The organism is Variovorax sp. 10L426 (assembly GCF_056395305.1).
The window spans coordinates 55361-82354 of sequence record NZ_JBFTJF010000019.1; the positions used below are offsets into that span (position 1 = coordinate 55361).

The 26994-nt window shown below is 64.0% G+C and carries 33 protein-coding genes; 22 read left to right on the plus strand and 11 right to left on the minus strand.

Annotated elements, in window-relative coordinates; all coding sequences use genetic code 11:
- The first annotated feature begins 90 nt into the window (after window positions 1–90).
- Genes AC1DHL_RS24205 through AC1DHL_RS24220 form a run of 4 tightly spaced genes read left to right on the plus strand, consistent with a single transcriptional unit; the run spans window position 91 to window position 3721 of the window.
- Window positions 91–654: a TRAP transporter small permease gene (locus AC1DHL_RS24205; RefSeq protein WP_478163631.1), complete on the plus strand. Its 564-nt coding sequence runs from the start codon at window positions 91–93 to the stop codon at window positions 652–654.
- Between the two features lies 1 nt (window position 655).
- On the plus strand, window positions 656–1936 hold the full coding sequence (locus tag AC1DHL_RS24210) for a TRAP transporter large permease (RefSeq protein WP_478096718.1): 1281 nt from the start codon (window positions 656–658) through the stop codon (window positions 1934–1936).
- Window positions 1937–1973: 37 nt separating this feature from the next.
- The gene (locus AC1DHL_RS24215) at window positions 1974–3083 is read left to right on the plus strand and encodes a hypothetical protein (protein WP_478163632.1); all 1110 of its coding nucleotides are present in this window, start codon (window positions 1974–1976) and stop codon (window positions 3081–3083) included.
- A gap of 23 nt (window positions 3084–3106) precedes the next feature.
- The gene (locus AC1DHL_RS24220; protein ID WP_478163633.1) at window positions 3107–3721 is read left to right on the plus strand and encodes an RrF2 family transcriptional regulator; all 615 of its coding nucleotides are present in this window, start codon (window positions 3107–3109) and stop codon (window positions 3719–3721) included.
- A gap of 17 nt (window positions 3722–3738) precedes the next feature.
- Here the strand turns inward: AC1DHL_RS24220 and AC1DHL_RS24225 are convergent, their stop codons facing one another.
- Entirely contained in the window at window positions 3739–4503 is a 765-nt protein-coding gene (locus AC1DHL_RS24225; protein WP_478096712.1) for a YiiX/YebB-like N1pC/P60 family cysteine hydrolase, read from the minus strand.
- Between the two features lie 127 nt (window positions 4504–4630).
- Here AC1DHL_RS24225 and AC1DHL_RS24230 point away from each other — a divergent pair, with 127 nt between their 5' ends.
- A complete protein-coding gene (locus AC1DHL_RS24230) occupies window positions 4631–5425 on the plus strand; it encodes a CBS domain-containing protein (RefSeq protein ID WP_478163634.1) in 795 nt (264 codons plus the stop codon).
- 29 nt (window positions 5426–5454) lie between these two features.
- Here the strand turns inward: AC1DHL_RS24230 and AC1DHL_RS24235 are convergent, their stop codons facing one another.
- The 3 genes from AC1DHL_RS24235 to AC1DHL_RS24245 form a co-directional block, all read right to left on the minus strand.
- A complete protein-coding gene (locus tag AC1DHL_RS24235) occupies window positions 5455–5820 on the minus strand; it encodes a GreA/GreB family elongation factor (RefSeq protein ID WP_478163635.1) in 366 nt (121 codons plus the stop codon).
- 68 nt (window positions 5821–5888) lie between these two features.
- Entirely contained in the window at window positions 5889–6173 is a 285-nt protein-coding gene (locus tag AC1DHL_RS24240; RefSeq protein ID WP_478096708.1) for a universal stress protein, read from the minus strand.
- A gap of 93 nt (window positions 6174–6266) precedes the next feature.
- Complete coding sequence (locus AC1DHL_RS24245) at window positions 6267–6668, minus strand: GreA/GreB family elongation factor (protein WP_478096706.1); 402 nt, start codon at window positions 6666–6668, stop codon at window positions 6267–6269.
- Between the two features lie 744 nt (window positions 6669–7412).
- On the opposite strand from AC1DHL_RS24245, the gene AC1DHL_RS24250 reads away from it, so the two are divergent.
- Together AC1DHL_RS24250 and AC1DHL_RS24255 are read left to right on the plus strand one after the other, a co-directional pair.
- Window positions 7413–7637, plus strand: a complete 225-nt coding sequence (locus AC1DHL_RS24250) for a hypothetical protein (protein ID WP_478096705.1) — start codon at window positions 7413–7415, stop codon at window positions 7635–7637.
- A 194-nt stretch (window positions 7638–7831) separates the two neighbouring features.
- Window positions 7832–8152 carry a hypothetical protein gene (locus AC1DHL_RS24255; protein WP_478096701.1) on the plus strand — a complete coding sequence of 107 codons (321 nt, stop codon included), beginning with the start codon at window positions 7832–7834 and terminating at the stop codon, window positions 8150–8152.
- Window positions 8153–8186: 34 nt separating this feature from the next.
- Here the strand turns inward: AC1DHL_RS24255 and AC1DHL_RS24260 are convergent, their stop codons facing one another.
- The 5 genes from AC1DHL_RS24260 to AC1DHL_RS24280 all read right to left on the minus strand — a co-directional run bounded on the left by AC1DHL_RS24260 (window position 8187) and on the right by AC1DHL_RS24280 (window position 12581).
- The gene (locus tag AC1DHL_RS24260; protein WP_478096699.1) at window positions 8187–8498 is read right to left on the minus strand and encodes a hypothetical protein; all 312 of its coding nucleotides are present in this window, start codon (window positions 8496–8498) and stop codon (window positions 8187–8189) included.
- 18 nt (window positions 8499–8516) lie between these two features.
- Window positions 8517–8777, minus strand: a complete 261-nt coding sequence (locus AC1DHL_RS24265; protein WP_478163636.1) for a hypothetical protein — start codon at window positions 8775–8777, stop codon at window positions 8517–8519.
- A gap of 184 nt (window positions 8778–8961) precedes the next feature.
- Window positions 8962–9330, minus strand: coding sequence for a type II toxin-antitoxin system PemK/MazF family toxin (locus AC1DHL_RS24270; protein WP_478163637.1), 369 nt, complete (start codon window positions 9328–9330; stop codon window positions 8962–8964).
- Window positions 9330–9593 carry an AbrB/MazE/SpoVT family DNA-binding domain-containing protein gene (locus tag AC1DHL_RS24275; RefSeq protein ID WP_478096693.1) on the minus strand — a complete coding sequence of 88 codons (264 nt, stop codon included), beginning with the start codon at window positions 9591–9593 and terminating at the stop codon, window positions 9330–9332. Before AC1DHL_RS24275 ends, AC1DHL_RS24270 begins: the two co-directional genes overlap by 1 nt.
- A 216-nt stretch (window positions 9594–9809) precedes the next feature.
- Window positions 9810–12581: an MGH1-like glycoside hydrolase domain-containing protein gene (locus AC1DHL_RS24280; protein WP_478096691.1), complete on the minus strand. Its 2772-nt coding sequence runs from the start codon at window positions 12579–12581 to the stop codon at window positions 9810–9812.
- 153 nt (window positions 12582–12734) lie between these two features.
- On the opposite strand from AC1DHL_RS24280, the gene AC1DHL_RS24285 reads away from it, so the two are divergent.
- The 10 genes from AC1DHL_RS24285 (at window position 12735) to AC1DHL_RS24330 (ending at window position 21413) form a co-directional block, all read left to right on the plus strand.
- A complete protein-coding gene (locus AC1DHL_RS24285; RefSeq protein WP_478163638.1) occupies window positions 12735–14474 on the plus strand; it encodes a carboxylesterase/lipase family protein in 1740 nt (579 codons plus the stop codon).
- Between the two features lie 201 nt (window positions 14475–14675).
- Window positions 14676–15281 (plus strand): RNA polymerase sigma factor, encoded by a 606-nt coding sequence (locus AC1DHL_RS24290; protein ID WP_478163639.1) that lies wholly within the window; start codon window positions 14676–14678, stop codon window positions 15279–15281.
- A 61-nt stretch (window positions 15282–15342) separates the two neighbouring features.
- Window positions 15343–16014 carry a zf-HC2 domain-containing protein gene (locus AC1DHL_RS24295; protein ID WP_478163640.1) on the plus strand — a complete coding sequence of 224 codons (672 nt, stop codon included), beginning with the start codon at window positions 15343–15345 and terminating at the stop codon, window positions 16012–16014.
- The gene (locus AC1DHL_RS24300; protein WP_478163641.1) at window positions 16011–17264 is read left to right on the plus strand and encodes a S8 family peptidase; all 1254 of its coding nucleotides are present in this window, start codon (window positions 16011–16013) and stop codon (window positions 17262–17264) included. Before AC1DHL_RS24295 ends, AC1DHL_RS24300 begins: the two co-directional genes overlap by 4 nt.
- Before the next feature lies 1 nt (window position 17265).
- Window positions 17266–17958 carry a TorF family putative porin gene (locus tag AC1DHL_RS24305; RefSeq protein ID WP_478163642.1) on the plus strand — a complete coding sequence of 231 codons (693 nt, stop codon included), beginning with the start codon at window positions 17266–17268 and terminating at the stop codon, window positions 17956–17958.
- 75 nt (window positions 17959–18033) lie between these two features.
- Window positions 18034–19200, plus strand: coding sequence for a TIGR03118 family protein (locus AC1DHL_RS24310; RefSeq protein ID WP_478163643.1), 1167 nt, complete (start codon window positions 18034–18036; stop codon window positions 19198–19200).
- 28 nt (window positions 19201–19228) lie between these two features.
- Window positions 19229–19759, plus strand: coding sequence for a tetratricopeptide repeat protein (locus AC1DHL_RS24315; protein ID WP_478163644.1), 531 nt, complete (start codon window positions 19229–19231; stop codon window positions 19757–19759).
- A complete protein-coding gene (locus AC1DHL_RS24320) occupies window positions 19759–20355 on the plus strand; it encodes an SRPBCC family protein (protein ID WP_478163665.1) in 597 nt (198 codons plus the stop codon). The genes AC1DHL_RS24315 and AC1DHL_RS24320 overlap by 1 nt, the downstream gene beginning before the upstream one ends.
- A gap of 64 nt (window positions 20356–20419) precedes the next feature.
- Window positions 20420–21004 (plus strand): putative pterin-binding protein, encoded by a 585-nt coding sequence (locus AC1DHL_RS24325; protein WP_478163645.1) that lies wholly within the window; start codon window positions 20420–20422, stop codon window positions 21002–21004.
- Window positions 21005–21035: 31 nt separating this feature from the next.
- Window positions 21036–21413 carry a hypothetical protein gene (locus AC1DHL_RS24330; RefSeq protein ID WP_478163646.1) on the plus strand — a complete coding sequence of 126 codons (378 nt, stop codon included), beginning with the start codon at window positions 21036–21038 and terminating at the stop codon, window positions 21411–21413.
- 10 nt (window positions 21414–21423) lie between these two features.
- Here the strand turns inward: AC1DHL_RS24330 and AC1DHL_RS24335 are convergent, their stop codons facing one another.
- Window positions 21424–21627 carry a 4-oxalocrotonate tautomerase gene (locus AC1DHL_RS24335; RefSeq protein ID WP_478096669.1) on the minus strand — a complete coding sequence of 68 codons (204 nt, stop codon included), beginning with the start codon at window positions 21625–21627 and terminating at the stop codon, window positions 21424–21426.
- A gap of 30 nt (window positions 21628–21657) precedes the next feature.
- Window positions 21658–22422 (minus strand): class II aldolase/adducin family protein, encoded by a 765-nt coding sequence (locus tag AC1DHL_RS24340; protein ID WP_478163647.1) that lies wholly within the window; start codon window positions 22420–22422, stop codon window positions 21658–21660.
- Window positions 22423–22607: 185 nt separating this feature from the next.
- Here AC1DHL_RS24340 and AC1DHL_RS24345 point away from each other — a divergent pair, with 185 nt between their 5' ends.
- Genes AC1DHL_RS24345 through AC1DHL_RS24365 form a run of 5 tightly spaced genes read left to right on the plus strand, consistent with a single transcriptional unit; the run spans window position 22608 to window position 26971 of the window.
- A complete protein-coding gene (locus tag AC1DHL_RS24345; RefSeq protein WP_478163666.1) occupies window positions 22608–23285 on the plus strand; it encodes a c-type cytochrome in 678 nt (225 codons plus the stop codon).
- Window positions 23286–23291: 6 nt separating this feature from the next.
- Entirely contained in the window at window positions 23292–24581 is a 1290-nt protein-coding gene (locus AC1DHL_RS24350) for a c-type cytochrome (RefSeq protein WP_478163648.1), read from the plus strand.
- Between the two features lie 20 nt (window positions 24582–24601).
- Window positions 24602–24796 (plus strand): hypothetical protein, encoded by a 195-nt coding sequence (locus AC1DHL_RS24355; protein ID WP_478096663.1) that lies wholly within the window; start codon window positions 24602–24604, stop codon window positions 24794–24796.
- Between the two features lie 5 nt (window positions 24797–24801).
- Window positions 24802–25365 (plus strand): cupredoxin domain-containing protein, encoded by a 564-nt coding sequence (locus tag AC1DHL_RS24360; RefSeq protein WP_478163667.1) that lies wholly within the window; start codon window positions 24802–24804, stop codon window positions 25363–25365.
- Window positions 25352–26971, plus strand: a complete 1620-nt coding sequence (locus AC1DHL_RS24365) for a b(o/a)3-type cytochrome-c oxidase subunit 1 (protein WP_478163649.1) — start codon at window positions 25352–25354, stop codon at window positions 26969–26971. The genes AC1DHL_RS24360 and AC1DHL_RS24365 overlap by 14 nt, the downstream gene beginning before the upstream one ends.
- Window positions 26972–26994: the final 23 nt, after the last annotated feature.

Sequence of the window (26994 nt, forward strand, 5' to 3'; positions counted from 1 at the left end):
CCGAACGGGAGCGGGGTGTTCCCCGTTCACTGAACGACTTGGGGTGGGCATCCTGTCCCACCCCTTCTTATTCCCAAGGTACTTCCTCCCATGACATCCACTCTCGCGCCGCATTCACCCGAAGAGGGCGGCGGCGACGAACTCTGGTTCGACCGCGTCCTGCGCCGCTACTGCCGCTTCCTCGAATTCGCGATCGCCGGCTGCTTGGCGGGCATGGTGGTGCTGGTCTTCACCAACGTGATCCTTCGCTACGTGTTCAATTCGGGCCTCGACATCGCGGAGGAAATGTCGCGCTGGCTGTTCGTGTGGCTCACTTTCCTCGGTGCCGTGGTCGGCATGCACCGTCACGCCCACCTCGGCACCGAGGTGCTGGTCGGGCGGCTCGGGCCCGCCGGCCGCAAGGTCTGCCTGGTGATCGGCTATGCGCTGATGTTCATGGTCTGCTGGCAGTTGTTCAGCGGCTCCTGGACGCAGACGGTCATCAACTGGGACGTCTCCGCGCCCTCCACCGGATGGTCCATGGCCTGGGTCTATGGCGTGGGCCTGGTCTTCAGCGTGTCCGCCGCGCTCGTCCTCGCGGCCGACCTCTTCAAACTGCTCACGGGTCGCATCAGCGATGACGACCTGATCATCATCAAGGAATCGGAAGGCTGAAATGACGCTGCTGGTTTTCGTCGGCTCCCTGCTCGCCGCCATGGCGGTGGGCATCCCGATTTCGTTCGCGCTCCTGGTCTGCGGAAGCGCGCTGATGGCGTACCTGCACATGCTGGATCCGCAGATCCTGGCGCAGAACGTGATCAACGGCGCCAACAGCTACCCGCTGCTGGCCGTTCCCTTCTTCCTGCTGGCCGGCGAGGTGATGAACGTGGGCGGCCTGTCCAAGCGCATCGTCAACGTGGCCATGGTCATGGTGGGCCATGTGCGTGGCGGCCTCGGCTACGTGTCGATCGTCGCCGCCTGCCTGCTGGCCGCACTCTCGGGCTCCGCGATCGCCGATGCGGCGGCGCTGTCGTACCTGCTGCTGCCCATGATGATGGCCGCCGGCCACGACAAGGCGCGCTCGGCCGGCCTGATCGCCGCGGCGGGCAGCATCGCACCGGTGTTTCCGCCGAGCATTGGCCTGGTGGTCTTCGGCGTCATCGCCAACGTCTCGATCGCCAAGCTGTTCTTCGCCGGGATCTTCCCGGGCCTGATGCTGGCCGGGTCGCTGTGGATCACCTGGGGCTGGCTGGCACGGCACGAGAAGATCGAGCCGCCGCCCAAGGTCAGCTGGGGCGAGCGCCTGCGCGCCATCCGCGATGCGGCCTGGGCGCTGGTGATGCCGTTCATCATCATCATCGGGCTGCGCATGGGCGTGTTCACGCCGACCGAGGCGGGTGTCGTGGCGGCGGTCTACGCCGTGATCGTGTCGACCTTCGTGTATCGCGAGTTCAAGTTCTCGCAGTTGCTCGAGGTGTTCATCTCGGCCGCGCGCACGACCGCGCTGATCATGTTCATCATCGCCGCGTCAGCCGTGAGCGCCTGGCTGATCACTGTCGCCAACATCCCGGGGCAGGTCGTGGGGCTGCTGAGCCCGCTGCTCGACAGCCCGCGCCTGCTGATGGCCTGCGTCATGGTGATCGTGATGATCGTCGGCACGGCACTGGACATGACGCCCACGATCCTGATCCTGAGCCCGGTGCTGATGCCGCTGGTCAATGCCGCGGGGATCGATCCGGTCTACTTCGGCGTGCTGTTCATCATCAACAACGCCATCGGCCTGATCACCCCGCCGGTGGGCGTGGTGCTGAACACAGTGGCGGGCGTCGGCAAGGTGAGCATGGACTCGGTCACCCGCGGTGTGATGCCGTTCATGTTGGTGCTGTTCGTCATCATGTTCGCGATGGTGTTGGTGCCCGAACTGGTGACCGTGCCGGCCCACTGGTTCTACAAGTAACTTGCCTGTCGCCATTTGGCAGCACCCTTCCATCAACATGAGAGAACTGGTCCGAAAGCACATGAAAAAATTGGTACTCGCAAACTCCGTCGCCGCCATCCTGGCAACCTTCGCCCTTGTCGGCTGCGGAGGTGGGGGTGGAGGCGGAGGTGGCGCGGGCAGTGGCGGCGTCGCAGCCGTCCCGACGACGACCACGACCGAATCGGCCCCAGCGCAGGAAACGCCGGCGCCTGCAAAGAACCCCGTCCCCACGGAGGCGGCGGGTCCCGGCGTGACGCTGACACTGACGGATTGCCCACGGATCACCGGCAATCCGCTCCCCTCGCCTGCGATCACCGGGGCTGACATGCAGGAAGTCAACGACGTTCTTCTGAGCCAGGATGCCGCGCACAGCTACGACGTGTTCAAGCGCTCACCTGCCGACGTGATGTGGTGGGTTCGAAGCTCGGGTCGCGCGGTGACGCTTGGCACGCTCGGAACCGGCGTTCATGAAACGAATCACGTCATCGATTTCCTCATATCGGCTATTTGCAGCGGAGATGGGTACTCGCGATACCTTCTCGATGGGCAAGTTCACTTGACCGGCACGCGCATGGGCGACACCGCAAATCGCGTGATCGTGGACAGCACGTATCCGGCGGCGTTGAAAGTCTCCCGCGCCGCGCGCTTCGACGCCTATATCACGGACACAGCTGGCAACTCGCGCAACGACTTTTCCTCGCTGCTGGACGAATTCAATGCCTATGCGGGTGCTGCCGCTCTGGAAGCGGCGGTGCGTGGCGCCCCCGAAATGGCCTATCTCTTTCAAGAGAATGTCATGTCCGACGAAAACATCGGTGGCATGGTCGATTTCATGCTGTTCATGCAACACTACCTGCTGGCAGCCAAATCCAGCAGTCCGCTGACGTACTCGGCCATTCAAGGACAACCCGATACCCTCGCATTCATGCAGGTACTCTGGACTCGGGCGGAGTCGGTGCTGGTGCGTGCGTACCCGCATTCGACCACTGCAACGGGCAAGGGTGGGACGATCGTCCCCGCGGATGTTTTCGCGGAAATCTATTCGCCGCAGATGCTCTCGGAGTTGGATGCGCTCGGCATCACGCACAAGGTCGCGGCCGACTGGGTCGGCACCTATCTCCATTAAGCCTGGGTCGCTGGGGCGAAATCGTGAGCGCCCCGCCCAGTCACCCTGCGCAGCCCGATGGTGTCAAAGCAATAGCTAAAATCGTTGTTATGCGCTTGACCCTCTTCACCGACTACTCGCTTCGCGTACTGTTGGTGCTTGCCACCCGCACCCAATCCCTGATGACGATTGCCGACCTGACCCACGCATATGGGATCTCGCAGGCACACCTCATGAAGGTGACTCACATCCTCGGCAAGTCCGGCTGGGTCGAGACAGTCAGAGGCCGCAACGGAGGCATGAGGCTGGCAGTGCATCCGTCCAGGATCAAGATCGGGACGGTGATTCGTCAACTGGAAAGCGACTTTGCCGTCGTGGAGTGCTTCGGCGCTGACAACCAATGCGTCCTGACGGGTGGATGTGAACTCGCCGCGGTGCTGGCCCGCGCGACCCGGGCATTTCTGGACGAACTCGATCGCTACAGCCTGGCCGACCTGGCCAACGCCAGTCCGGCGCTCGCAGGCCTTCCCCTGTGGCAGGAGATCACCTGGCGATCGCCGGTCAAGAATCCTTCGGTCGATATCGTGCCCGGCGTGACGAACAGGCTTCTGCGCGAGACCCCGAAGAAGCGCTTGGTGCGAAAAAAGTCGGCGGCATGAACGGCGCCCCGCAGCCGTCAGCCGCGGTCGCACCACTCCAGCCCGTGGTAGTCGAAGCCATGCTGCAGTCCGGGTTTCACGATATCGAAATAGGGCGAGATGTCGAAGTCCCGCGGCGCGTACAGGCTGTGGTCCCGGATGTGCAGAACTTCCCGATGGCAGTGCCGACGGTCGGGGTCGTCGGCGTCGATGCGAGTAATGTCCGGCAGGATCGGATAGCGCAATGCCTGGAAGGCCTGCGCGATGAGCGTCGAGCAGATGGCGCGCGACGGATCGCCGCTGCCTAGCGCGATCAGGCGCCGCCGCCACCGTACCGGCACGGGTGGCATCGGAAGCAAGTAGCGCCCCAGATCGACCAGGTTCTTCAAGTCGTAGCCTTCACCGATGCGGTCGACTGCATAGTCGATCAGCCGCAGCACGTCCGGTGGCGAAAGCCCGACCGGGCGGCAGATGCGGGTGTGCATCAGGGTATACGCATCGAGCGGGACGGCACGCACGCCGAAGCGCAGGTCCGCCTCGACGAGCGTGCAGCGATTGGCATCGCCTGCTGCGCCGGGGATCGCATCGCCGACGAACAACGCCGCGTGCGACCAGTTGGAGTGGGTCAGGTACTTGATCGCCGCGCTGATCCTGGCGTTGCCTTCCACAAGCAGCACGTCACCGGGCCGCAGTGTCGCGACGAGCAGTTCCGGCGAGACCGTCGCGACCATGATGCCTTGCGTCTTCGGCGCACAGAGGTAGTCGGCAATCCGCTGTCCCAGCGCGGCGAGAAGCTTGTTCATGGGTCTTTCGGCTCTGTCAGGTCGCCGTTGGATGAGCGATTGTCCAATTCGGTTCCGAAATGGAGACGCGCATGCACGAGAGTCCACAGGGTTTGAAATGAACAATATTGCATTGAAAGTCCAATAAATGTCGTTGTACTTCTCGCCCGGGTTGACCGAACATTCACCCAAGAATGATCGTGGTGAAGGAGCCAAAAATGTCCATGACACAAGGAGCTTGGCGATGAATGCAAAGGACATCATGACTACGCCGGTCATCACCATCGCGCCCGACACCCAAGTGCGTGAGATCGTGGCGCTTCTGATCGAGAAGCGCATCAGCGGAGTGCTGGTCGCAGAGAACGAACGCGTCGTCGGAATAGTCAACGAAGGCGATCTTCTTCACCGGTACGAGATCGGCACCGACGGCGGCGCACCCGACCGCTCCTGGTGGGCACGATTGATCAGGCCCGATAGAAACTCGGTCGCCTACGTCAAATCGCACGCCGGCCGGGCTCAGGACATCATGACCCGGCACGTCGTTTCGATCACCGAGGACACGTCGCTCCGGCAAATTGCGTTGATCCTGGAGGCGCGTCACATCAGGCGTGTCCCTGTCCTGCGCGGCAATCAAATGGTCGGCATCGTGACCCGTGCCGATCTGATCCGAGCACTCGCCCAGAAGACGCAGGCCCTTGAGCAGCCCCACGCGCAGACAGACGAGGGCATCAGGCGGCGATTGCTGGCCGAACTGGAGAAGCAGCGATGGTGGCGTCCCGATTGGTCAGGCGTGGATGTTCGCGACGGCATCGTGAGCTACCGCGGCTTGCTCGAAAGCGAAGACGAGAGAAATGCGGCCCGCGTCGCAGCGGAAAACGTGCCCGGCGTTCGTGCCGTGGAAGACAATCGCATGCCGTGGGCCGCCTGGCAAGCGATGACTTGACGTGGCGCGCGGGCCCGAAGCGCATGCGGTCAGCACACGTCGCGGACCTCCTCGGAATCCGAATGAAAAGCGAGCTTCGCGCATTTCCATGCCGCGAGAAGCGTCGCAAACCTGGAATGCCCACTCGCCAAGGGAACGCGTACAACCGCACCGACAGCGCGACCCAGGAAGCTCAGCCCAAGCGGTGTCAGAATCGACACGCGGCGCGCAGCAGGATCCGCGTCTTTTGGGCAAACCAGCGTGAACTCGAGCTGATCGCCACAACCCAGCATCTGGATCTGAACGGTTGAGTTGATGCTGGCGATGTCCACACGTCCGCAGTCCATCTGGCGAAGCGTCGCTTGCTTCAACAGCTTGAGGACGTGCTCGCCCAGGTTGAGCTCGACTTCGGCCAAGCGCAGCAAGCGTTCCGCAGTCCGGCTCAACAGCATCGATTCTTCCGCGGTGAGATAGCGTGCGCCGTTCACAGTGCCTGCCCTCTGTTCGACAAAAAGGCTCCCCGCCCGTCGACTCGCTCAACTTCGAGCCTCAGCTTCGCCGCGGCGCGCGTTGACGAACGATGGTCATGGGGCACGACCAACACATCGCTGGACGACCATGACAAGAGACGTTGCGCCACGCTTCCACAGAAGAACTCGGCGACCGCCGATCGGCGGCGTTTGCCAACCACGACCAGGTCGGCACCGACGTATTCTTGCTGAACCGCGGCCTGGCGCTCGGTGACGGCGAGGATTGATTTGATGTTCATTGGTCGTTCCTGGGTCGCAGAAATGGGAACCCGCTGCTCCGTCATGAGATGACGAGGCAGTAGGAGTAAACGACGGGGCGTCGCGCCGGGCCGCTAGATCGAGTAGTCGCCGCTGGCTTCGGGCTGAAAAAGAACGGCTGCCACTTCGGCTGAAACTTCTTCTCCACTCGGCGTTTGCCATGTGGCGACAGAGCCAACCCGCAAGCCGAGCATGCTCATGCCCACTGGCGAGAGCACGGAGATGAATCCTGCGGCGGGCTCGGCATGGCCCGGGTAGCAGACGGTGAGCTTTTGTCGACGCCGCGTACGGACGTCGACGAGCTCCACTTGCGAATACATCGTGACGATGTCGACCGCGACCTGGCGTGACGGGACGACTTCCGTTGCTGCCAGGAGGTCCGCGAGTTCCGGCGGCATGTGACCGTTGAGCAGCTTGGTGAGACGAGCGAAATCAAGCTCGGTGAGCGTACGCTCGCCCTGAATCGTTGCATGCATGGCGCACTCCAATCGAATGTGACCGAGCCGCAAAAAGCGGCGGTCACTACCGCGCGGGGCTTGTGCCCGGCGATCGATGGTCTGCGCTGAAAGGGAGGAAGTGGATCGCCGGGCTTAAGGATGTGCGGCCGGCTGACGAACTCCCAGAGCAGTCACCGCGAACCAGCACGCGTGCAGGACAGCACCCGCCGAAAAGGGCATGGGCACTGCAGCTTTGCAGGTACTGTTGATGAAAGACGGAAGACGCATGCGGTCGAGTGTACGAGTGGCCGTCGACCCAATCAAGCAATGGCCTCATGGTTCATGCCAGATAGCCGCCGGCTGCGGAGTGACCCACTGCGCCGCGAGTTTGCATGACGATGACCCTACGTTCTGGTGCGACTCACGCTACACCTTTGAAGTGCAAACTTCCTCATGCTATGGTGCCTGCAAGCCCTTCTCCCAACCCCTTCGATGGACGTGATGCCAAGAATCCTGCCCCACTTTGACGAGATGCATGGCACCCCCGCTTGGGTGAAGGCGTGTTCGTCCGGCTCATCACTTCTTGCGACTTCGATGGTTCTTACGTGCCCCATTCAAGGCGTTCCTGCCTTTCTTGTTTGATGCGGTAGGCCGCGCGTCTCTGTGCGTTGAGCCAGACGTCACCTGCCGATCATTCCAACAAGCCGCTCATTCTCAAGTTACCGGTTTCGCGTCGGCGAAGCGGGAATGCGCCTTCATAGAGCAGTAGACGAGGAGATCCGCATGACAACAGACTTCATTCGATTGACGTATCTCGCACGGTCGCAGATCGCGGAGTACGAACGCGTTGCGTGGTTCCTGTTCGAATGTCTCGAGCGCGAGCGTCGGCTCAATCTCAAGGCTTTGTCAGCGAGTTCACCCCTTGTCTTCATGACGTTGATGTGTGGAATGCAACCTGCCTTCTTCTATCCGGCATCGACATTGACCTTCTCCGAAACCGAGGAGTGAATCACACCGTGTAGCACGATCATGGTCGAATGGACGCTCTGCGCAAAGACCCATGCCGGTGCGTCTTGACGCGCGCCGGGTCGAGGACGTGTTCCTCCATTCGATACGGAAACCTCGGAACCCAAGACATCAACGCGCCTCTAATCCATATGACACTCAAACGAATGTCGCGTTGAGAATGAGTAGAGGCAATCATGCAAAGCACAAGCGCTCTGGTCGAGCAGCACATCCGTGAATCAGAGGCGCGTCTCCGGCATATCGACGAACTAATGGCCCGGTCGAGCCAGCGTCCCATTGACGCGGCGGCAGCCCCTGAAGTGCACACACTGCTGACTCACACCAGAGAAACTCGGGCGAAGCTGGCGAAGGAACTTGAAGACCTCCGCCGAGGATGCGTCAACGGCACCGACCAAGCCATGATCCGCCGCGGCGAAGGTCTCAAATCTCTCCTGGAGGCGGCGGGAAGGCAATTCGAAAAGACCCTCTCCGGGATCTTTGACTGCCGCGGACTTTAGTTCCGCAGGAACGATCTTCGCCAAGCCTTCGACTTCAGTCTCGCAGCGGATGAAGCCTGACATACTCTGCCGCCTCCTCATCGGGCTGCTGGGTCAGGTGCATGAATTCGGCCAGACCGACAACCGTCGCCAAGATTGCAAGAATCAGGCAAAGCGGACCCACAACTCCGATGACAGTCGATAGGAGTCGGAATGAAAGGAACGTCGCCGCCACGCTGGTCGCAGCGGAGATCATCAGCATGCCCAGGGCCCGCGCTGCGACTGCCAAGCATCTCAACGAATATCTAGAGACCTGCATCGATATCGTGGAGGAAGCCAGCCGCGCCATGGTCACGATGGCGTGCATGGCGGTATCAGTCGCGCGCTACGGAGCGCTGTAGCGAGCTTCGCGAACTCGGTAATCAAGAAGTTCGCCTCCAATGAGGTCGCCGGGACCGCCGCCTCTCTCCGCTTCAACGCCGGCATCCGCGACCTCGGCACAAAGTGATACGACGGCCATCGAGAAGGCCCACAGCGCGTCGTCCATCTGCTGCTCCGCGCCGATCAAGCCATAGCGGACCGCCAACGCCTTGAGCAACTTATCCGGGTCGCACGCACCAGCATTCACTACCTCGCCTTCGATCATGGTGTCTTCCTTTCCGCGTAGTCGTGGTGACTGCCGCCGCGTTTTGTCACGATTCGGAGAACCGGCATCGTTCGACTGACTTCATCGCTTGGAGTTCAAGTCACGACGGCGTACGGCTGAACGGAAAATTCGCACCAGAACCAGGCCGTGGATCCTGTGCAGACCTCGGGACGCCATTCGCTGATCAGTCAGTCAGCGTGACGATCTGATTCAAGGTCCCGCACGCCTCCTCGAGTACGTCCGGCGGCACCCGCTTCCAAGGATGCGCTTTGCCGCCCCGAGCCCGCCAATCAAAGGACTTGGGTTGATGCGCGAGCACATAGCTCACGACACCCTTGGCACCCGTGAAACGAACTGCAAAGGGATTCGTGTCGTTGTAAGCCGCAGTGGTCATCGGCAAGCCGACGACCAAGCTTGTACGGTCGTTGAACACTTTGGGAGACAGCACCAGCATCGGATGCATGTCCCTCATCTCCCTGCCAGCCTGCGGATTGAAATCGATCCAGATGATGTCGCCACGTTCGGGCACCCACCGCGGCCTGTCCGCCGCCATCAGAAGACTTCGGCGCCGACCCGTGCGCCCGCCATGATTTCGCCGCCATGGCGCTTCGGATCAAAGGCCTGGAGCTTTTGCGCCAGGCTCAGGGTTGGCTTGCCAGTGACGCGCAAAAAGATTCCACCTTCCACAACTTCAACACTGATGGGCACGCCGCGGGCAAGATGCGCCGCACGCGCCACCGGCGCCGTCAGGCGTACTGCGAGGCCGTTGCCCCAGGTCTGGACGGTCTGCTCGACTCGGAGCGAGGAGTTGGCCATGGCGCGCACACTTTCATATGTTGACACGAGTTTATACGTCGACGGCCTACGTGTCAACGTGTTGATACGCCCGTAGGCGAACACCGATGACCCGCTCTTCGTTGACAAGCGGCAATGGTTCTGTGGTGCTCGCGCCAGATCGGCTTCGCTGCCGTGGACGAAATAGTCCGGGTGATCATCCGCCCAGGGGGGAGGCAGCGAGGTTTGTCCACGAAATCACCGTGCGGAATTCTCGGCTGCTGCAGCAACACGCAGTGCGTGCGCCGCCGCCGCCTCGGCGCCCGGCATGAGCAACAAGTCCTTCGTCACCACCGCGTTCGTCTGGATGATGCGCGCCACGCAGCCGGTCCAGCCAGTCTGGTGATTCGCACCGATGCCCGCACCCGAGTCGCCGTGGAAGTATTCGTAGAACAGCACCAGGTCGCGCCAATGGGGATCGTCGCTGAACTTGTGCGCGGCGCCGTGCGCCGGCCGCCGGCCCTCGCCGTCGCGCAGGAAGATTCGGCTCAGGCGCTCGCCCAGTTCCTTTGCGACTTCGAGAAGGTTCATCATCTGCCCCGATCCGGTCGGGCACTCGACCTTGAAATCGTCGCCGAAGTACGCATACAGGCGCGCCAGCGATGTGTAGAGCAGAAAGTTGATCGGCATCCATACCGGGCCGCGCCAGTTGGAATTGCCACCGAACATTCCCGAGTCGGAATCGCCCGGCACATAGGCCACCTGATACGACTGCCCGCCGTGCTCGAAGACATAGGGGTGATCGCGGTGGACGCGCGACAGCGCGCGAATGCCATGCGGGCTGAAGAATTCGTTCTCGTCCAGCATGCGTGCGAGGATGCGGCGAAGCTTCTGTTCGTTGACGATCGCCAGCATTCGACGATTGGCCACGCCCGGCTCCTGCGGCAGATGCATGTTCGCCGCGAGCTCGGGATGCCGCATCAGGAACACGCGCGCACGTTCGCGGAACCTCGGCAGCTTTTCGATGATGTTTTCCTCGAACACGGCGACTCCGGCCAGCGGCAGCAGCCCGACGATCGAACGGACCTTCAGGCGCGTGGCGCTACCGTCCGGGAGGCGAAGCACGTCGTAGAAGAAGCCATCCTCCTCGTCCCACATCTCGTCCTGCCGCTCGCCGACGCGGTCCATCGCGCCTGCAATGAACAGCGTGTGTTGGAAGAACTTCTCGACGAACTCCTCGTACAACGGCTCGCTCAGCGCCAGTTCGACCGCGATGCGAAGCATCTGCTGGCTGAAGAACACCATCCATGCCGTCCCGTCGGCCTGGTCGAGGTAGCCGCCCGTGGGCAGTGGCGCAGAGCGGTCGAACACACCGATGTTGTCGAGCCCGAGAAAGCCGCCCTCGAACACGTTGGCGCCGGTACGGTCCTTCCGGTTGACCCACCAGGTGAAGTTGACCAGCAGCTTGGAGAAGGCGTACTTGAGGAACTCGATGTCGCCGTCGTCGCCGCGACGCTCCTTGTCGATCAGGAAAAGCTGCATCGTCGCCCATGCATGCACCGGCGGATTGACGTCGCCGAAGTTCCACTCGTAGGCGGGCAGCTGGCCGTTCGGATGCAGATAGTCGTTGCGCAGCATCAGGTCGAGCTGTTGCTTGGCGAAGTCCGGGTCGACCATGCCCAGCGGGATCATGTGGAACGCCAGGTCCCAGGCGGCGTACCACGGGTACTCCCATTTGTCCGGCATCGAGATGATGTCGTCGTTGAACATGTGGCCCCAATCGAGATTGCGCACCTTGCGGCGCTCCGATTGCGGCAGCTGGTTGCCCGCGCCGTGCTCGTCGAGCCAGAGATCGAGGTCGTAGTAGAAGTACTGCTTGGTCCACAGCATGCCGGCCAGCGCCTGGCGCATGATATTCGCGCGATCCGGGTCGTCCCGCACGGCGGGCGGCGTCATCGCTGCGTAGAAGTCGTCCGCCTCTTTCAATCGATTCGCAAAGATGGCATCGAAGTCGTCGAACGGCTTCGGCAACGTATCGGGCCCTTGGGTCGTCAACCGCAGGCGGACGACCTGCGACTGTCCGGGGCCGACATTGAGCTGGTAGTGGGCCGCCACCTTGGTGCCCCGCCCCGCGGGATTGACTGCAGCCGGGTCACCGTGAATGACGAAGTTGTGGATGCCATCCTTCACATAGGCTGACGCGTTGGTCCCGCCGAAGAGCCGCGCGTTGTTGGTTTCGTTCTCGGTGAAGAGCAACGGCACGTCGCCCTCGCCATGGAGGTAGTACTCGTCCAGCGATTCCAGGAACAGCGGATCGGTGTGACGGGCGCGGACGGTCGCAGGCCCGGTGGAGGCCACACGCTCCAGCACCGGCTTCGAGCCCCCACCCTGCTGCGTCCACGTGTTTCGGAACCACAGCGTCGGCAACAGATGCAGCGGCGCCGCATCAGGACCGCGATTGAAGGCGGTGATCCGCACCAGCACATCGTCGGGCGCCGCCTTCGCGTATTCGACGAAGACGTCGAAGTAGCGGTTGTCGTCGAACACGCCGGTGTCCAGCAACTCGTATTCCGGGTCCTGCTTGCCGCGACCACGGTTGGTGGAGACGAGGTCGTTGTACGGATAGGCCCCCTGCGGATACTTGTACAAGTACTTCATGTACGAGTGCGTCGGCGTCGAGTCGAGATAGAAGTAGTACTCCTTGACGTCCTCGCCGTGATTGCCTTCGCTGTTGGCCAGTCCGAAGGCGCGCTCCTTCAGGATCGGGTCGCGGCCGTTCCACAGCGCCAGGGCAAAGCACAGTATCTGGTGGTCGTCGCTGATGCCTCCCAGGCCGTCCTCGCCCCAGCGATAGGCGCGCGAGCGGGCCTGGTCGTGGGTGAAGTAGTTCCAGGCATCGCCGTTGTCGCTGTAGTCCTCGCGAACCGTTCCCCATTGCCGCTCGCTGAGATACGGCCCCCACTTCTTCCAGGCTGCGAGATTCGCATGCGCGTCGTCGAGCCGGCGCTTTTCCGCTGGTTCAGTGCTCATGGGACGTTCTCCTTGAGGAGCCATGATTGGGCACCATGTCGGCACGTTTGATCAAGGCAATCATCAATCCGGCGCAGCACGGAAGTCGGGTTTCTCCTGTAGGTGGCCCATGACGCGGCTCTTACCGTTGCCGCCTTTGGAGGAGACAAGCCCATGATGCGTACTGCCTGGTTTGTGGTCGCGTGTGTCACGCTTCTGTCGCAGACACCTTCGTGGGGTCGCGACGATCCTCCTGACATCGAGCGTCACACGCACTTCGGAAAGGTCGTCGGCGTCGACGACTCGAGAGACACGGGAACCATCGCATGGAAGGGCGTGCCTTTCGCGAAACCACCGGTGGGCGCGCTGCGCTGGAAAGCCCCGGTCGACCCCGATTCCTGGAAGAAGACCAGGGCGACGCAACAGTTCGCCAATGCATGCGCGCAGTACGGCCGCATCTATGGCCCGGGCGCCAACAACCGGTACGACGCGACGATCGGCACGACGTTGAACCAGGCCGTGGGCAGCGAGGATTGCCTGTACCTGAACATCTGGCGTCCGGCGAACGACCGGGACGACCTGCCCGTCATCGTTTTCGTCCACGGCGGGAGCGACGTGTCGGGCTACACGGCGGACCCTGTCTACGACGGCGCGGCGCTCGCCAAGGCGGCCCATGCCGTTGTCGTGACAGTGAACTACCGCCTCGGCATCTTCGGCTTCCTGGATGTGCCGCAACTCAAGTCCGGCACGAATCCGGTGGAGGACTCCGGCAACTTCGCCCTGCTCGACATCGTCAAGGCGCTGGAGTTCATTCGCCGCGACATCGATGCCTTCGGGGGCGACCCGCGCAATGTCACGCTGATGGGACAGTCGGCGGGCGCCATCAACGTCTATGCGCTGCTGACTTCCCCGGTGGTCACGAATGCGCGCCACAAGCTGTTCCATCGCCTGGTGCCACTCAGCGGCGGCCTGTCGCTGGGCACGAACCTGCCTCCAGGCAGCATCCCGACGCTGAGCCCCGAATCGACATATCTCGCTCAGGGCAACGCCTTGCTCGCGAACCAATTGATCGCTGACGGCCTCGCCAGCGACGCCGCCTCTGCGGCTGCCTACGCAGCCAGCCAGCCGCCCGCGCAGATCGCGGCCTATCTCCGCTCGAAGAGCCCGGCGACGCTGCTGGGCACCCTGCTCACCAAACTGGCCCCGCTCGGCTTGGCGGGCTCGGGCCCGATTCCCGATGGCGCCGTGTTGCCGGTCGACCCGATCGCGGCAATCCAGGCCGGAAACTACCTGCGGGTGCCGGTCCTTGCCGGCAATACGCGTGACGAAGCCAAGCTGTTTCCCACCTTCCTGGCGCTGTCGCCCGCACTCGGCGGTGTCAGCGGTCGACTGGTGAGCGATGCAACCCTGTTCTCGACGCAGTTCAGCTACAACCCCAACGGCCCGGCCACGGTGAGCATCGACCAGTGGATTCCCGCGCAATACCTGCCGGTGACGACGCCGGTCACGGGCTTCAATGCAAGGACGGATCTGCTGAACCAGGTGTTCTTCATTCCGAGCCGCAACAACATCCTCAACGCGCTCAAGGCGCAGCAGAACGATGTCTGGTACTACCGGTTCGACTGGGACGTGGAGCCGGCACCGTGGAACGACATCTACGGCGCCGCGCATGCATTCGACCTGCCGTTCGTCTTCGGCAATTTCGGGCCGTCTCTGTTCTCGAACATCGCGAACTCCACGGCCAACAAACCGGGGCGACTGCAGTTGTCCGACGCGATGATGAAGAGCCTGGGCGCCTTTGCCAGACGGGGCGATCCGAACGCGCCGCACGTGCTGGGCGTCACCTGGCAGACGTGGCCCTCGACGCTCATCTTCGACGCGACCGCGACGAGCAAGAAGATTTCCGTTCAATAGTCCGCACGCGCAGGGGCCTCGGGACCTGCGCCCGATTGAACCGTTTCCTCGTCAACTGGAATCAACCGTTCCAGTCGGCCAGTGCCGTCCGGGTCAGGATGGGCTGTGCCGAAGTTCAACGAGGCTTCGATGACCCCAGTAACACGTGCGAAGGCAGCGACGGCGTACAGTCCGCTGGACGCCGCCACTCATGAGCCTCTCATGCCGAGCATGCCCCTCGATGCCGTTCGCACGCACGACGAGGGCGTGGCGTTGGCCGAGCGCGCCGAGGTGGGCCTCCTCGGCCGAATCGCAAACGGCGAATTGCCGGCATTCGAGCAGCTCTACCGCGCCTATCACCCGCGACTCACACGCTTCCTCGACCGTTTGACACGTCGTCCCGGGCTGGTCGAAGAACTGCTCAACGACACGATGCTGGTCGTCTGGAACCGGGCCGCAACCTACAACGGCGCCAGCAAGGTATCGACCTGGATTTTTGCCATCGCCTACCGAAAGGCCATGAAGGCGCTGAGCCGGCTGGACGAGCCCATGCCGGAGGAGAACGAAGACGATCAACCCGCGCCGACGGAGTCCGGTCCCGAATACCACGCGGCGCAGTCGCAAATACGCGCAGTGCTGGCGCAGGCCATGGACCACCTCTCCTTCGAGCAGCGTGCGGTCGTCCACCTGACCTATTTCCACGGCATCGGCTATCGCGAGATCAGCGAGGTCGTCGGCTGCCCCGTCGACACCGTGAAGACGCGAATGTTCCACGCCCGGCGCAGGTTGAAGACGCTGCTCTCCGGCCGGCTGGAGGATTGGCTATGAGCGCCGCGCCGGGCCGCCCCAAGCAAGCTCGCACCGCAGTGCGCAGCACGGAGGTTAGCTTATGAGCGGGCGAGTCGTTCAACTCGGCACCGACCTGCATCAAAGGGTGCAGGCGCTGCTGCCGTGGTACGTCGGCGCGAGCCTCGACGAAGCGGAACGCGCACGCGTAGAAGCGCACATCGCCGAATGTCCTCGTTGTCAGGCCGAGTTGGCCTGGGAACGGGAGATTCAGTCCGCCTGCGCACATTCAGAGCCCGCCGCCACCGGCAATGCCGACCAGGGATTCGCCTTGTTGCGCAATCGCATCGCCGCCGATGCGCCGCCGCGACAACGCCGAGGCGTCTGGGCGCGGCTGAAGGACCGATGGCTCGGAACCCCTGGGTGGACTCGCTGGGCACTGGCGGGCCAGTGCGTCCTGGTCGCGACGTTGAGCGGCGTGCTGCTCGTGCAGCTTGCGCCCGATCAGCGCTACCGGGCACTGGGCGGGCCGGCAGGAGCCTCTGGCGCAACCGCCGGCGGCAACCTGATCGTGAGATTCCGGCCCGAGGCCACCGAGCAGGAAATGCGGCGCGTGCTGCGCGACAGCGAGGCGCGGCTGGTCTACGGGCCGACTGCGACCGATGCCTATCTGCTGGCCGTGCCGGCCGGCCTCGAAACGGCGGCGGTCCAGCGGCTGCGCAAGGAGAGCGCCGTGCTGCTTGTCGAATCGCTCGATGGCCGGGCGGCGCCATGACCTTGAAGTGGATTCTGGTCGCATGGCTGGTCGCCCTCGCCGCCATGCAGCCGCCCGCGCGCGCCGCGCCGCCCGATCAGACCCCGGCAGTGGCTTCGCCCGCGGCCAATCAGCAGGTGCTGCTGCTCTTGCGCCTCCCGCCGGAGCACTATCGACCCGAGAACGCCTATTCAGGCGGCTATGGCGACGGCCCGGCGATCGGTGCGCGCCGCCGCGTGGCCGCCGCGCTGGCACGCGAGCACGGGTTGACGCTCATCACCAATTGGGTGATGCCGCTGCTGGGCGTGGACTGCTTCGTGATGGCAGTGCCGGACGACCAGTTGCCCGAGCGTGTCGCGGAGGACCTGTCTCGCGACCCACGCGTCGCGTGGGCCCAGCCGATGAACGTTTTTCGGACCCGCGGCCATGATGACCCGCTGTACCCGCTTCAGCCGGTGGAACAGGCCTGGCACCTGCTGGATCTGCACGAGATGTCCACCGGTCGCGACGTGCGCGTCGCGATCGTCGACAGCGGTGTCGACGAGCAGCACCCCGACCTCGTGGGCCAGGTGGTGCTGAAGGAGAATTTCGTCGAAGGCCATCGCGACGTCCCAGAGGATCACGGCACGGCGGTCGCCGGCATCATCGCCGCGCGCGCAGACAACGGCGTCGGCATTGTCGGCGTCGCGCCGAACGCACGGCTGCTCGCGTTGCGCGCCTGCTGGCAGCAGAGCAGCCAGGCCACGCTGTGCTCGAGCCTGAGCCTTGCGATGGCGCTGCACTTCGCGATCACGCACGATGCGGCCGTCATCAACCTGAGCCTCAGCGGGCCGCCCGATCGCCTGCTCGACAGGCTGCTGGATGTGGCGCTTTCACGTCACATCAGCGTCATCGGTGCCGTCGATCGAAAGTTGCCGGACGGCGGCTTCCCGGCTTCGCATGCCGGGGTCGTGGCCGTCGCCGACGACACCGGCGAGCCGGCCTTGCCGCGCGCCCTGGTCGCACCCGGACGCGATGTACCGACCACCCTCCCCGGCGCCCGCTGGAACCTCGTGTCCGGTTCATCCTACGCGGCAGCCCATGTGACGGGACTGTTCGCCCTGATGCGCGAGCGGTCGCCAGGAAACGCGGCGGCGCCCTCTTTCGCCAGCGTCGTATCTTTTCCCGGCGGAGGAATCAACGCTTGTGCCACACTGGCACGCGTCGCAGGCGATGATGCCTGCGTCCGCACCGTGACGCGCTCCACGATACCCTCCAACGTCCGTCAGTGACATGCCGACCGCCGGTCTGCGTGCCGCGCTCTGCCCCTCGTTGTTCCTCGTCTGCGGCGTCGCGTTCGCACAGGTCGGCGGGAACATCGCATTCCTCTCGGACTATCGCTACCGCGGCATTTCGCTCAGCAATGAAAAGCCGACGCTTCGCCTGAGCGCCGCCTACGACGATCCCGGCGGATGGTTTGGCGGCGCATCGCTCACGGAGGTGATGCTGTACCGGCCGCGATGGCAGGTGCAGGTGCTCGGCTACGCGGGGTATGCGGGCCGGCTGTCGGATCGCCTCGGCTGGGAAGCCGGCGTGACCGGTGTTCACTTCGGCACGGATTCGCGCTACGACTACTACGAGGTGTTCACCGGCCTGAACGGCGAACGGTGGAACACGCGGTTGCACTATTCACCCGACTATTTCGGCAGCGGCACCCGCACGGCCTATGGCGAGTTCAACGTCGGCCTGCCCATCTCGGCCATCACACGCGTGACCGCCCACATCGGCGCCCTGATGCGCCTTGGCGGAGCCCCCACCGAAGGCGGGGGCGTGAACCTCGATGGCAGCGTGGGGCTCGCCGTTGCGCGCGATGCGTGGGAAGTGCAACTCGCCTGGGTCGAGGGCGGCCGCAGCGCTGTCTACCCGACGGCCTACGCGCGAGCGTCGCGCGGCGCGCTGGTGCTGAGCGCGTCGCTGGCCTTCTGACTTTCTGAAGCGTGGACGCATGAACCTTTCGGCCTAGGTGCGGAATACACCGGGCCCGGTCTGAAAGGAAATGCAATGAAAGCCTATCGCCTGAAGTTGTGCGGGCTCGCCTGTGCGAGCGCATTGATGTTGGCCGCCTGCGGCGGCGGTGGCGGGTATTCCGGTGGCGGGTTCGTGCCGGGCACTATCCCAGGCGCCGGCACCGCCTCTCCCCCCGGCATGGGCACCGTCACCGGCATGAGCTATGTCGCGACCAACCTCGTGTCCGATCTCTCTGCCGCGAACAACATCTATGGCAGCTCCGGCAATGACGCGCGTCTCATCAATGCGTGGGGCGTGGCCTTCAACCCGAGCGGGTTTGTCTGGGTGGCGAACAATGGGTCATCGACCTCGACGCTCTATGACGGCAACGGCGTTCCGCAATCATTGATCGTGTCGATCCCGCCCGGCGTTTCTGGCAACGCAATGCCAACCGGCATCGTCTTCAATGGCCATCAGGACTTCATGGTCACGGCAAACGGCATGTCCGGCGCGAGCGCTTTCATCTTCGCAGGACAAGCCGGCACGTTGTCGGGCTGGTCACCCGGCGTCGACATGACCCATGCGGTCACGGTCTTCGACGGCGGAGCCGCGGGCACGGTCTACACGGGCCTCGCGCTTGCCAGCCAAGGCGCGTCGGACTTCCTGTACGCGGCGGATTTCCATCATGCGACCGTCGACATGTTCGACTCGAACTTCGCGAAAGCCAACGTCGCGGGCAGCTTCGTCGATCAGGCAATGCCGGCCGGCTATGCGCCGTTCGGCATCCAGGCGATCGGCGGTCAGATCTACGTCAGCTACGCCAGACAGGACGCGCAGGAGCTCAACCCGGTCGCGGGTGCCGGCCTCGGCGCCGTCGACGTCTTCGACACCTCGGGTCATCTCGTCACGCGACTCGTTGCGCCCGGCGGCGCGCTCAATGTGCCGTGGGGCATGGCGATGGCACCGGCCAACTTCGGGCCCTTCAGCAACGCATTGCTCGTCGCCAATACAGGCGACGGAACGATCAGTGCCTTCAACCCTACGACCGGCGCATTCATGGGGACGCTCTCCACATCTGCCGGAAACGCGGTCATGATCGATGGTCTGCGCGGAATCGCGTTCGGAAACGGCATCAACAGCCAGCCCACGAACACGCTGTTCTTTGCCGCCGGGCCCAGCGGAGGGACCCACGGCGTTTATGGCCGCATCGACAACCGTTGATTTCCCTGTCATCAAGGAGCAACTCACCATGAAACATGCAATCGTGATGTTCATTTCCGGCGTGTCCCTTGCCTTCAGCCTGTCCGCACTGGCCGCCGGCGGCGGCGGTGGTGGAGGTGGGGGCGGCGGCGGAGGCGGTGGAGGCGGCGGTGGCGGCAGCGAGGCGGTCAATGTCAATCCGGACCCCGACTTCAGGGCGGGCATGGCCGCAGTCGGCAAGGAGGACTGGAAGCAGGTCGAGGCGCACATGACCGTCTACGTCGCGCGCAGTCCCGGCGACGCCGACGCCTGGAATGAGCTCGGCCACGCGCAGCGCAAGATGGGCAACATCGATGCAGCGCTGACCTCCTATGACAAGGCGCTGAAGATCAACCCGAAGCACAGGGGCGCGCACGAGTATCTCGGCGAAGCCTATCTGCAGATGGGTGACGTTGCCCGGGCCGAGCAGGAATTGAAGGTGCTGGACAAGCTCTGCTTCCTACCGTGCGAAGAGTACTCCGACCTGAAGGCGGAGATCGCGAAGTATCGGAGCCAGCGCGCCGCGAAGACGGGGACGTGATGCTTCCGAGGACGGCGCCAGGCTGCGCAGCATCGAATCTGCGCGCGGGCGCCGTGGCCCTGCTGCTTGCCGGGGCCCTTTGCGCCCAGGCGGCCGCCAACGTGCCGCAGGTCGAGATCGAGACCAACGGCCAAGGCGACTACATCACCGTGACGGCGTCCGCCGAGATGCTGGTGGACTCGCGCACGGTGTGGGCCGTCATCACCGACTACAACCACCTCGCCGAATTCATTCCCTACATGCTCACCTCCCGCGTGGTGCAGCGTGATGCCGACCGACTCCTCGTCGAGCAGACCGGCGAGTTCAACTTCCTCTTCTTCAGGCAGGCGGTGCAGACGCAACTGGCCGTCGTCGAATCACCTCAGCGGCGTGTCATGGCGCGCGCCGTTAGCGGGAACCTCCGGGAGATGGAGGGCCGCTACACCCTCGAGATACTGCCCGCCGGCACCGTACGCCTGAGCTATTCGGGTCGGGTGGTACCCGACTTCGCGGTGCCGCCGGTCATCGGCAAGATCGTGGTGCGCAACATGCTCGCGAATCAGTTCACCGCGATGGTGAAGGAAATCGTGCGTCGCGATGCGGAGAAGGAGCGCTGAACCCATCGGCGCCGCTTCGCGGCGATGATGGACGCTACCCCGTGCATCGCCCCACAATTGCGCGATGAACAAACGACGCTTCCTCGGCACGGCGACACTCGCCGGCCTGCTCCCTTCGGTTCACGCGACAGCCGCTGAATCGACCCATCGGGGTCCCGGCCTTCTGACCGTCAGCGGTGCGATCGGCAAGACCAACAGAGGCCCCGTCGATCCGGCGCTCGATCAGCTCATGGTCAAGCATGGCGTCAAGTTCGACAAGGCATACGTCTTCGATCCCGAAGCCTTGCGCCGTCTGCCCGCCGTTCGAATCCGCGCAACGCTGGAGTACGACGGCAAGATGCATTCGCTCGCCGGACCGCTGTTGACCGGCGTCGTGGAAGCCGCGGGCGTGGCGCCTGCCGGCGACGTCATGCTTGCCCTTCGCGCCGTGGACGGCTATGTCGTGCCGCTGAAGATGGCCGATGCGCGAAGCTACCGGATGATCGTCGCGACGGAAATCGACGGCACGCCGCTGGCGCTCGGGGGACTGGGGCCGCAATGGGCGATCTATGAGGCCGATACGCTCGCCGCGTTCAAGGACAAGCCGCTCAAGGAACGGTTTGCGCTGTGTCCGTGGGGGCTGTACAGCATCGAGGTGACGCGCGGCTGATTGCGAAAGCCTGGCTTCAAAGGAGATCCCGATGACGATGACGAAAACGCAGGTGTTGGTGATCGAATTGGAGCCGAGCCTGGTCGACTTCAGCACCATGCCGGACATGAACGCCGACAAGGTTCGGGCCGGCCTCGATGCGGATCAGGCAAAGCTTGCCGGCCTGGGCTATGAAGCGGAGCTCTGCCTGACCGATCTCGGGGAAACGGCTGCGGACGTGGTGGCTCGGAAGCTCTCCGAAAAGCCATTCGACTGCGTGGTCATCGGTGCCGGTATCCGGACCATTCCCACCTACTTCCTTCTCTTCGAGCGGCTGATCAACGTGGTGCACCAAGCGGCCCCTGGCGCCCGGATCTGCTTCAACACCAAGCCGAGCGACACCGCCGAAGCCGTCCGGCGTTGGGCCTGAGCGCCGTGGTTCAACCGGCTGGCGGCGACGCAGGCTCGCTCCAGAGCTTGCCGCCGGTTGCCCAGTCGTGCTTCGCGATGTCGTAGAACAGGATGTCAACGCCGTCGGGCGATCCGCCCAGTGTGCGGACGGTGGCCTCGGTCAAGGCTTGCGCGAGGGCGCGCTTCTGCTCGACCGTACGACCCTCGAACAGTTCGACGCGGATGGTGGGCATGTGAGTTCTCCAGATAAATCGTTCAATCAGTCAATCCCGATAGCCGGGTGCGGCGCGGTCGAGCCGCCGCAGCAGGGCTGGCCATTCCACGTCGCCATCCCATTCGCTGCCGTCGCCGACCCATTCACGATAGGTACGCGCAGCGAGTTCGTCGCTGACCACTCGCACTTCGCCGCCCGTGGCCGCCATGGCGCGCAATTGCGCCTGCGCTGCGCGCTCGAGCAGGTGCATCAGCATCCAGGCTTCGGCCACGGTGCGGCCGACGACCAGCGTGCCATGGTTGTCGAGGATCAAGCCATCGAGCGCACCGAGATCCGCGACGAGTCGTCGTTGCTCATCGACGCCGAGCGCCAGCCCTTCGTAGGCATGGCGGCCGAGCCGCCGGTGCAGGCGCATCGCGTATTGCGAGGTTGGCTGCAGGCCGTTCGGCAGCATCGACAAGGCCACGCCCCAGGGCGTATGCAAGTGGATCACGCATTCGACCTCCGGTCGCGCGGCATGCACGGCGCCGTGGATCGCGAAACCGCTCGGGTTCACGCGTGCGCCGGAGCCATCGACGACCTCGCCGCGCAAGTTGACCTTGACCAGGCTCGATGCAGTGATCTCGTCGAAAGTCGCGCCGAACGGATTCAGCAGGTAGTGGCCCGGCTCGCCGGGGAGGCTGGCCGACAGATGGGTGTAGACCGTGTCATCCCAGCCGTTCTGCGCGGCCATGCGGTAGGCCGCGGCGAGGTCGACGCGGACCTCCTGCTCGGTGCGTGCCGGGCGTAGGTCGGCCTTGGCGTGCTGGTTCATGGCGCAACTTTAGCGGGTGAGGCAAAGTGGCGTGCACCACGCACGCATGAACTGACAAATATCAATGCGGGCAGTCGAGACGGTCAGATAATTATCGATCGCCGGCCGTGATTGCCGATCCAGGCGCGCAGACCAAAGAGGAGACCACGTTCGTGAAGCCTGAACTGGCGACTGCGGTGTTCATCATGGCTTTTGCCTCCGCCGCCTTGGCGCAGCAAGATCCGGCCATCCCCGCCTTCAAGTCCGTCGATTCGATGGAAGCGCGCGTACAAGGCTGCGCAACCTGTCACGGCCAAGGGGGACAAGGCACCGGCAACCCGTACTTTCCGCGCATTGCGGGCAAGCCTGCGGCCTATCTCTACAACCAACTGGTCGCCTTTCGTGATGGCAAGCGGGTGTATCCGCCGATGAACTACCTGGTGGCCTATCTGCCGGACTCCTATCTGCGGGAGATCGCCGAGCACTTCGCGAAAGAGCGGCCTGCCTTCGAACCGAAGCAACCGACCACTGCCCCGGAGTCGGTGATCAAACGCGGCGCGACGATCGCCGTCGCGGGCGATGCGAGCAAGCAGATACCACCCTGCATCTCCTGCCACGGCCCCGGGCTCACCGGCATGGAGCCGGGCATCCCGGGACTGGTCGGATTGCGTTCCTCGTACATCGTTGCGCAGCTCACGCGCTGGCGCACGGGCAACCGGCAAGCGGCGCAGCCCGATTGCATGAAGCGCATTGCCGACCGCTTGTCGGAACAGGATGTGTACGCGGTGGCGACCTGGCTCTCGTCCCAGGATCCGCCGCGCGATGTTTCTCCCGCATCGTCCAACCTCCAGCGCATGCCCTTGTCGTGCGGAAGCCAGATGTAGGCCCCCATGCGGAGAGGAACACGCAACCTCCTTCTCGCCGCGTCGGCGATCGTGGTGGTGCTCGTCGCCGGCTTCCTCTACTTCATGCCCGGGTATCTGCCAACGGAGCCCGGCAAGGTTGAAGCGAGCCCGACGACCCAGGTGATCACGAGGGGCGAGTATCTGGCCCGCGCCGGTGATTGCATCGCATGCCACACCGCGCCCGGCGGCCAGCAGTTTGCAGGTGGCCGCGCGATGGAAACTCCCTTTGGCAGCCTCTTCGTTCCCAATGTCACCCCGGACGATGAAACCGGCATTGGCCGCTGGACCGCCGACGACTTCTATCGAATGATGCATCAGGGCGTCGCGCGCGATGGCTCGCTGATGTACCCGGTGATGCCCTTCGCCTCCTACACCAAGGTGACGCGCGAGGACTCGGACGCCATCTACGCCTACATGATGTCCGTGCCGCCGGTGAGCCAGCAGAACCGGCCCCATGAGTTGAAGTTCCCGTTCAATCAGCGTGACCTGCTGATCGGCTGGCGGGCGCTTTACTTCAAGGAGGGCGAATACCAGCCCGACAAGAGCAGGTCCGTCCAATGGAATCGCGGCGCCTACCTGGTGGAAGGCCTTGGCCATTGCGCGATGTGCCACACGGCCATCAACAAGCTCGGCGGCTCGAAGACGTCGCAGGAGTTCGAAGGCGGGATGATCCCCAACCAGAACTGGTATGCGCCTTCGCTCACGTCGAACCGCGAGGCAGGACTTGGCAACTGGAACCTCAAGGAAATCACCGACCTCCTGCAGGCCGGCATTTCGGATCGGGCCACGGTCTACGGGCCCATGGCGGAAGTGGTCTACAACAGCCTGCAGTACCTCTCCGACGCGGATGTCGAAGCCATGGCGGTCTATTTGAAGGAGCTTCCGCAGCGCGACTCCGAACCGCCGCCGCCGAGCAGCGCGCGGCTGGTCAGCCCGAACGTGATGGAGCTCGGCCGCAAGATCTACGCGACGCAGTGCTTCATGTGCCACGGCGAGGAAGGCAAGGGTCATCCGCCGCAGTTTCCGCCGCTCGCCAGTAATCAGTCGATCACGATGAGTTCGCCGGTGAATTCGATCCGCATGGTGCTGAACGGCGGCTATGCGCCCGGCACGAAGCGCAATCCGAAGCCGCACGGCATGCCGCCCTTCTCGCACATCCTCAACGACGACGAGGTGGCGGCGGTGGTGACCTATATCCGCGTCGCATGGGAAAACAGCGGGACGCCGGTGACCGCCGCCAGCGTCAGCGAATTGCGCACGCTCGTCCCCGAATAGCAGCAAGGAAGGCCCGCGCGATGGCAACCCACACCGATCTTCCGACCGCGGCCGAAGGCGCCGACCCGGCGCGGGAGGATGCGCGTGTCGACGACATCGTCGCGCGTGGACCGGCGGGCACTTTTGCCGTCGTCGGGCTCGCCACCTTCATCGTGGTCGCCATCGTCTTCCTCTTCTACTTTCTGGTCTACCTGCCGCGAGGAGCCATCCAGTGACTTCGATGAACGCCGGCGTGTCGCACGCATCGGAGGCGGTTGCTGCCGGGGCGGAAAGGCGCTGGGCGATCATCGTCATGCTCATCATCGCCCTGCTGCTCGTGATGATGATCTTCACCGGACTGCATTGGGCGTCGATGCCGCCGTCCCGCGTGGAGACCGTCGATCCGCGCACGCTGCACGTGTCGGGCGAGTTCGTCGAGAACAACCTGGGCACCACGGTCGATGCGAACGGCAAGGTCGTGGTGCGGCTCGTCGCGCAGCAGTATTCCTTCGAGCCGCAATGCCTGGTCGTTCCGGCCGGCGTGTCGGTCACCTTTCGCGCGACCAGCGCCGATGCCGTGCATGGCTTTGTCGTCGACAAGACGAACGCCAACGTGATGCTGATTCCGGGATTCGTCGCGACCTTCACCGCCACCTTCGACAAGCCCGGCGAGCGCCTGATGCCTTGCCATGAGTATTGCGGCACGGGCCACGAGGCAATGTGGGGTCATGTGCAGGTGCTGCCGGCCGACGAGTTCCTCGCCAAGGCCAAGGGCGCAGAGAGGATGAGCTGTGTTCCTCGCTAGAAAACTCGTGCTCGCGCACTTCTGGATCGCCTTCATCGCGTTCGGCGCGGCCATCGTGCTGGGGGAATGGCAGATGTTCGTGCGCAGCCCGCTCAGCGCGTGGGTCGGCGACCCCGAACACTACTACCGGTCGGTGACCGCGCACGGCACGGTGATGGGTTATGTCCTCCCGACGCTGGTGGCCATGGGCTTCGGCTACGCCATCAGCGAACTGGCGCTGAAGCAGCCGCTCATCGGCCTGCGCTGGGCATGGGCCGGCTTCTGGCTCGTGGTCGCCGGCACCGTGACGGCGGCAACGCCGGTCGCGCTGGGCCTTGCCTCGGTGCTCTACACCTTCTACCCGCCGATGATCGGCAGCCCCTTCTACTACCTCGGCATCGTGCTGGTGGTGGTCGGCTCGTGGATCTGGGTCGCGCTCATGGCGGTCAATCTGCGGGCATGGAAGAAAAGGAACGCCGGCGCCACGGTGCCGCTGGCGATGTTCGGCAACGTGGCCGGCGCCTACCTGTGGGCGTGGACATCGGTGGGTGCGGCGGTCGAGATCCTTCTCCTGGTCTTGCCCGCTGCGCTGGGCCTGACGGACACGATCAACGCCGGACTGGCACGCGTGTTCTTCTCATGGACGCTGCACGCCATCGTGTACTTCTGGCTGATGCCGGCCTACATCGCGTTCTACACGATCGTCCCGCGCGCCATCGGCGGGCGACTCTACAGCGACACGATGGGGCGCGTCGCGTTCGTGCTCTTCCTCGTGTTCTCGATGCCCATCGGCATCCACCACCTCTTTGCCGACCCGCAAGTGGGGGCCGGATTCAAGTTCGTGCATGCGGCGTTCACGGCGATGGTGGCGGTGCCCACCTTCCTCACGGTGTTCACGATCGTCGCGTCGGTCGAGATCGCCGCGCGCTTGCGCGGCGGCAAGGGAATCTTCGGATGGGTGAAGGCGCTGCCGTGGGGCAATCCGATGATGCTGGCCGTCACCTTCTCGTTCATCATGCTGGGCTTCGGCGGCGCGGGCGGGCTCATCAACATGAGCTTCCAGCTCAACGAGACGGTCCACAACACGCAGTGGGTCACGGGGCACTTCCACCTGATCTTCGCGGGCGCCATCGTCATCATGTACTTCGTGGTGGCGTATGACCTGTGGCCGCAACTCACCGGCTGCAAGGCACTGCCGGTCGGCCTCGTCAAGACGCAACTTTGGCTGTGGTTCGTCGGAATGATGGTGATGACCATGCCGTGGCATTGGGTCGGCCTGCTCGGACAGCCGCGGCGCATGTCGTACTTCGACTTTTCGAACCCGGCGCTCAGCAATCAGGGCTGGACGCTCGTCGCGGGGAGCCTCGGCGGGCTGATGCTGGTGCTGTCCGCCCTCCTCTTCATCTACATCCTGGCACGCGCGGGCAAGAGCGACGCGGCACCCGCGCCCTACAGCTTCAGCACACCGATCCACATGCCTGCGACGACGCCGGTGGCATTGAACGGCTTCGCGCTCTGGGTCTCGCTGATGATCGCTCTCACGGTGGTGAACTACGGCTTTCCGATCGCGCAGTTGGCGTCGCTGCAGAATGCCTCGGTTCCTGTCATTCCCATTGGAGGCCGGTGATGCAGGAAGCCGGCATGTTCTCG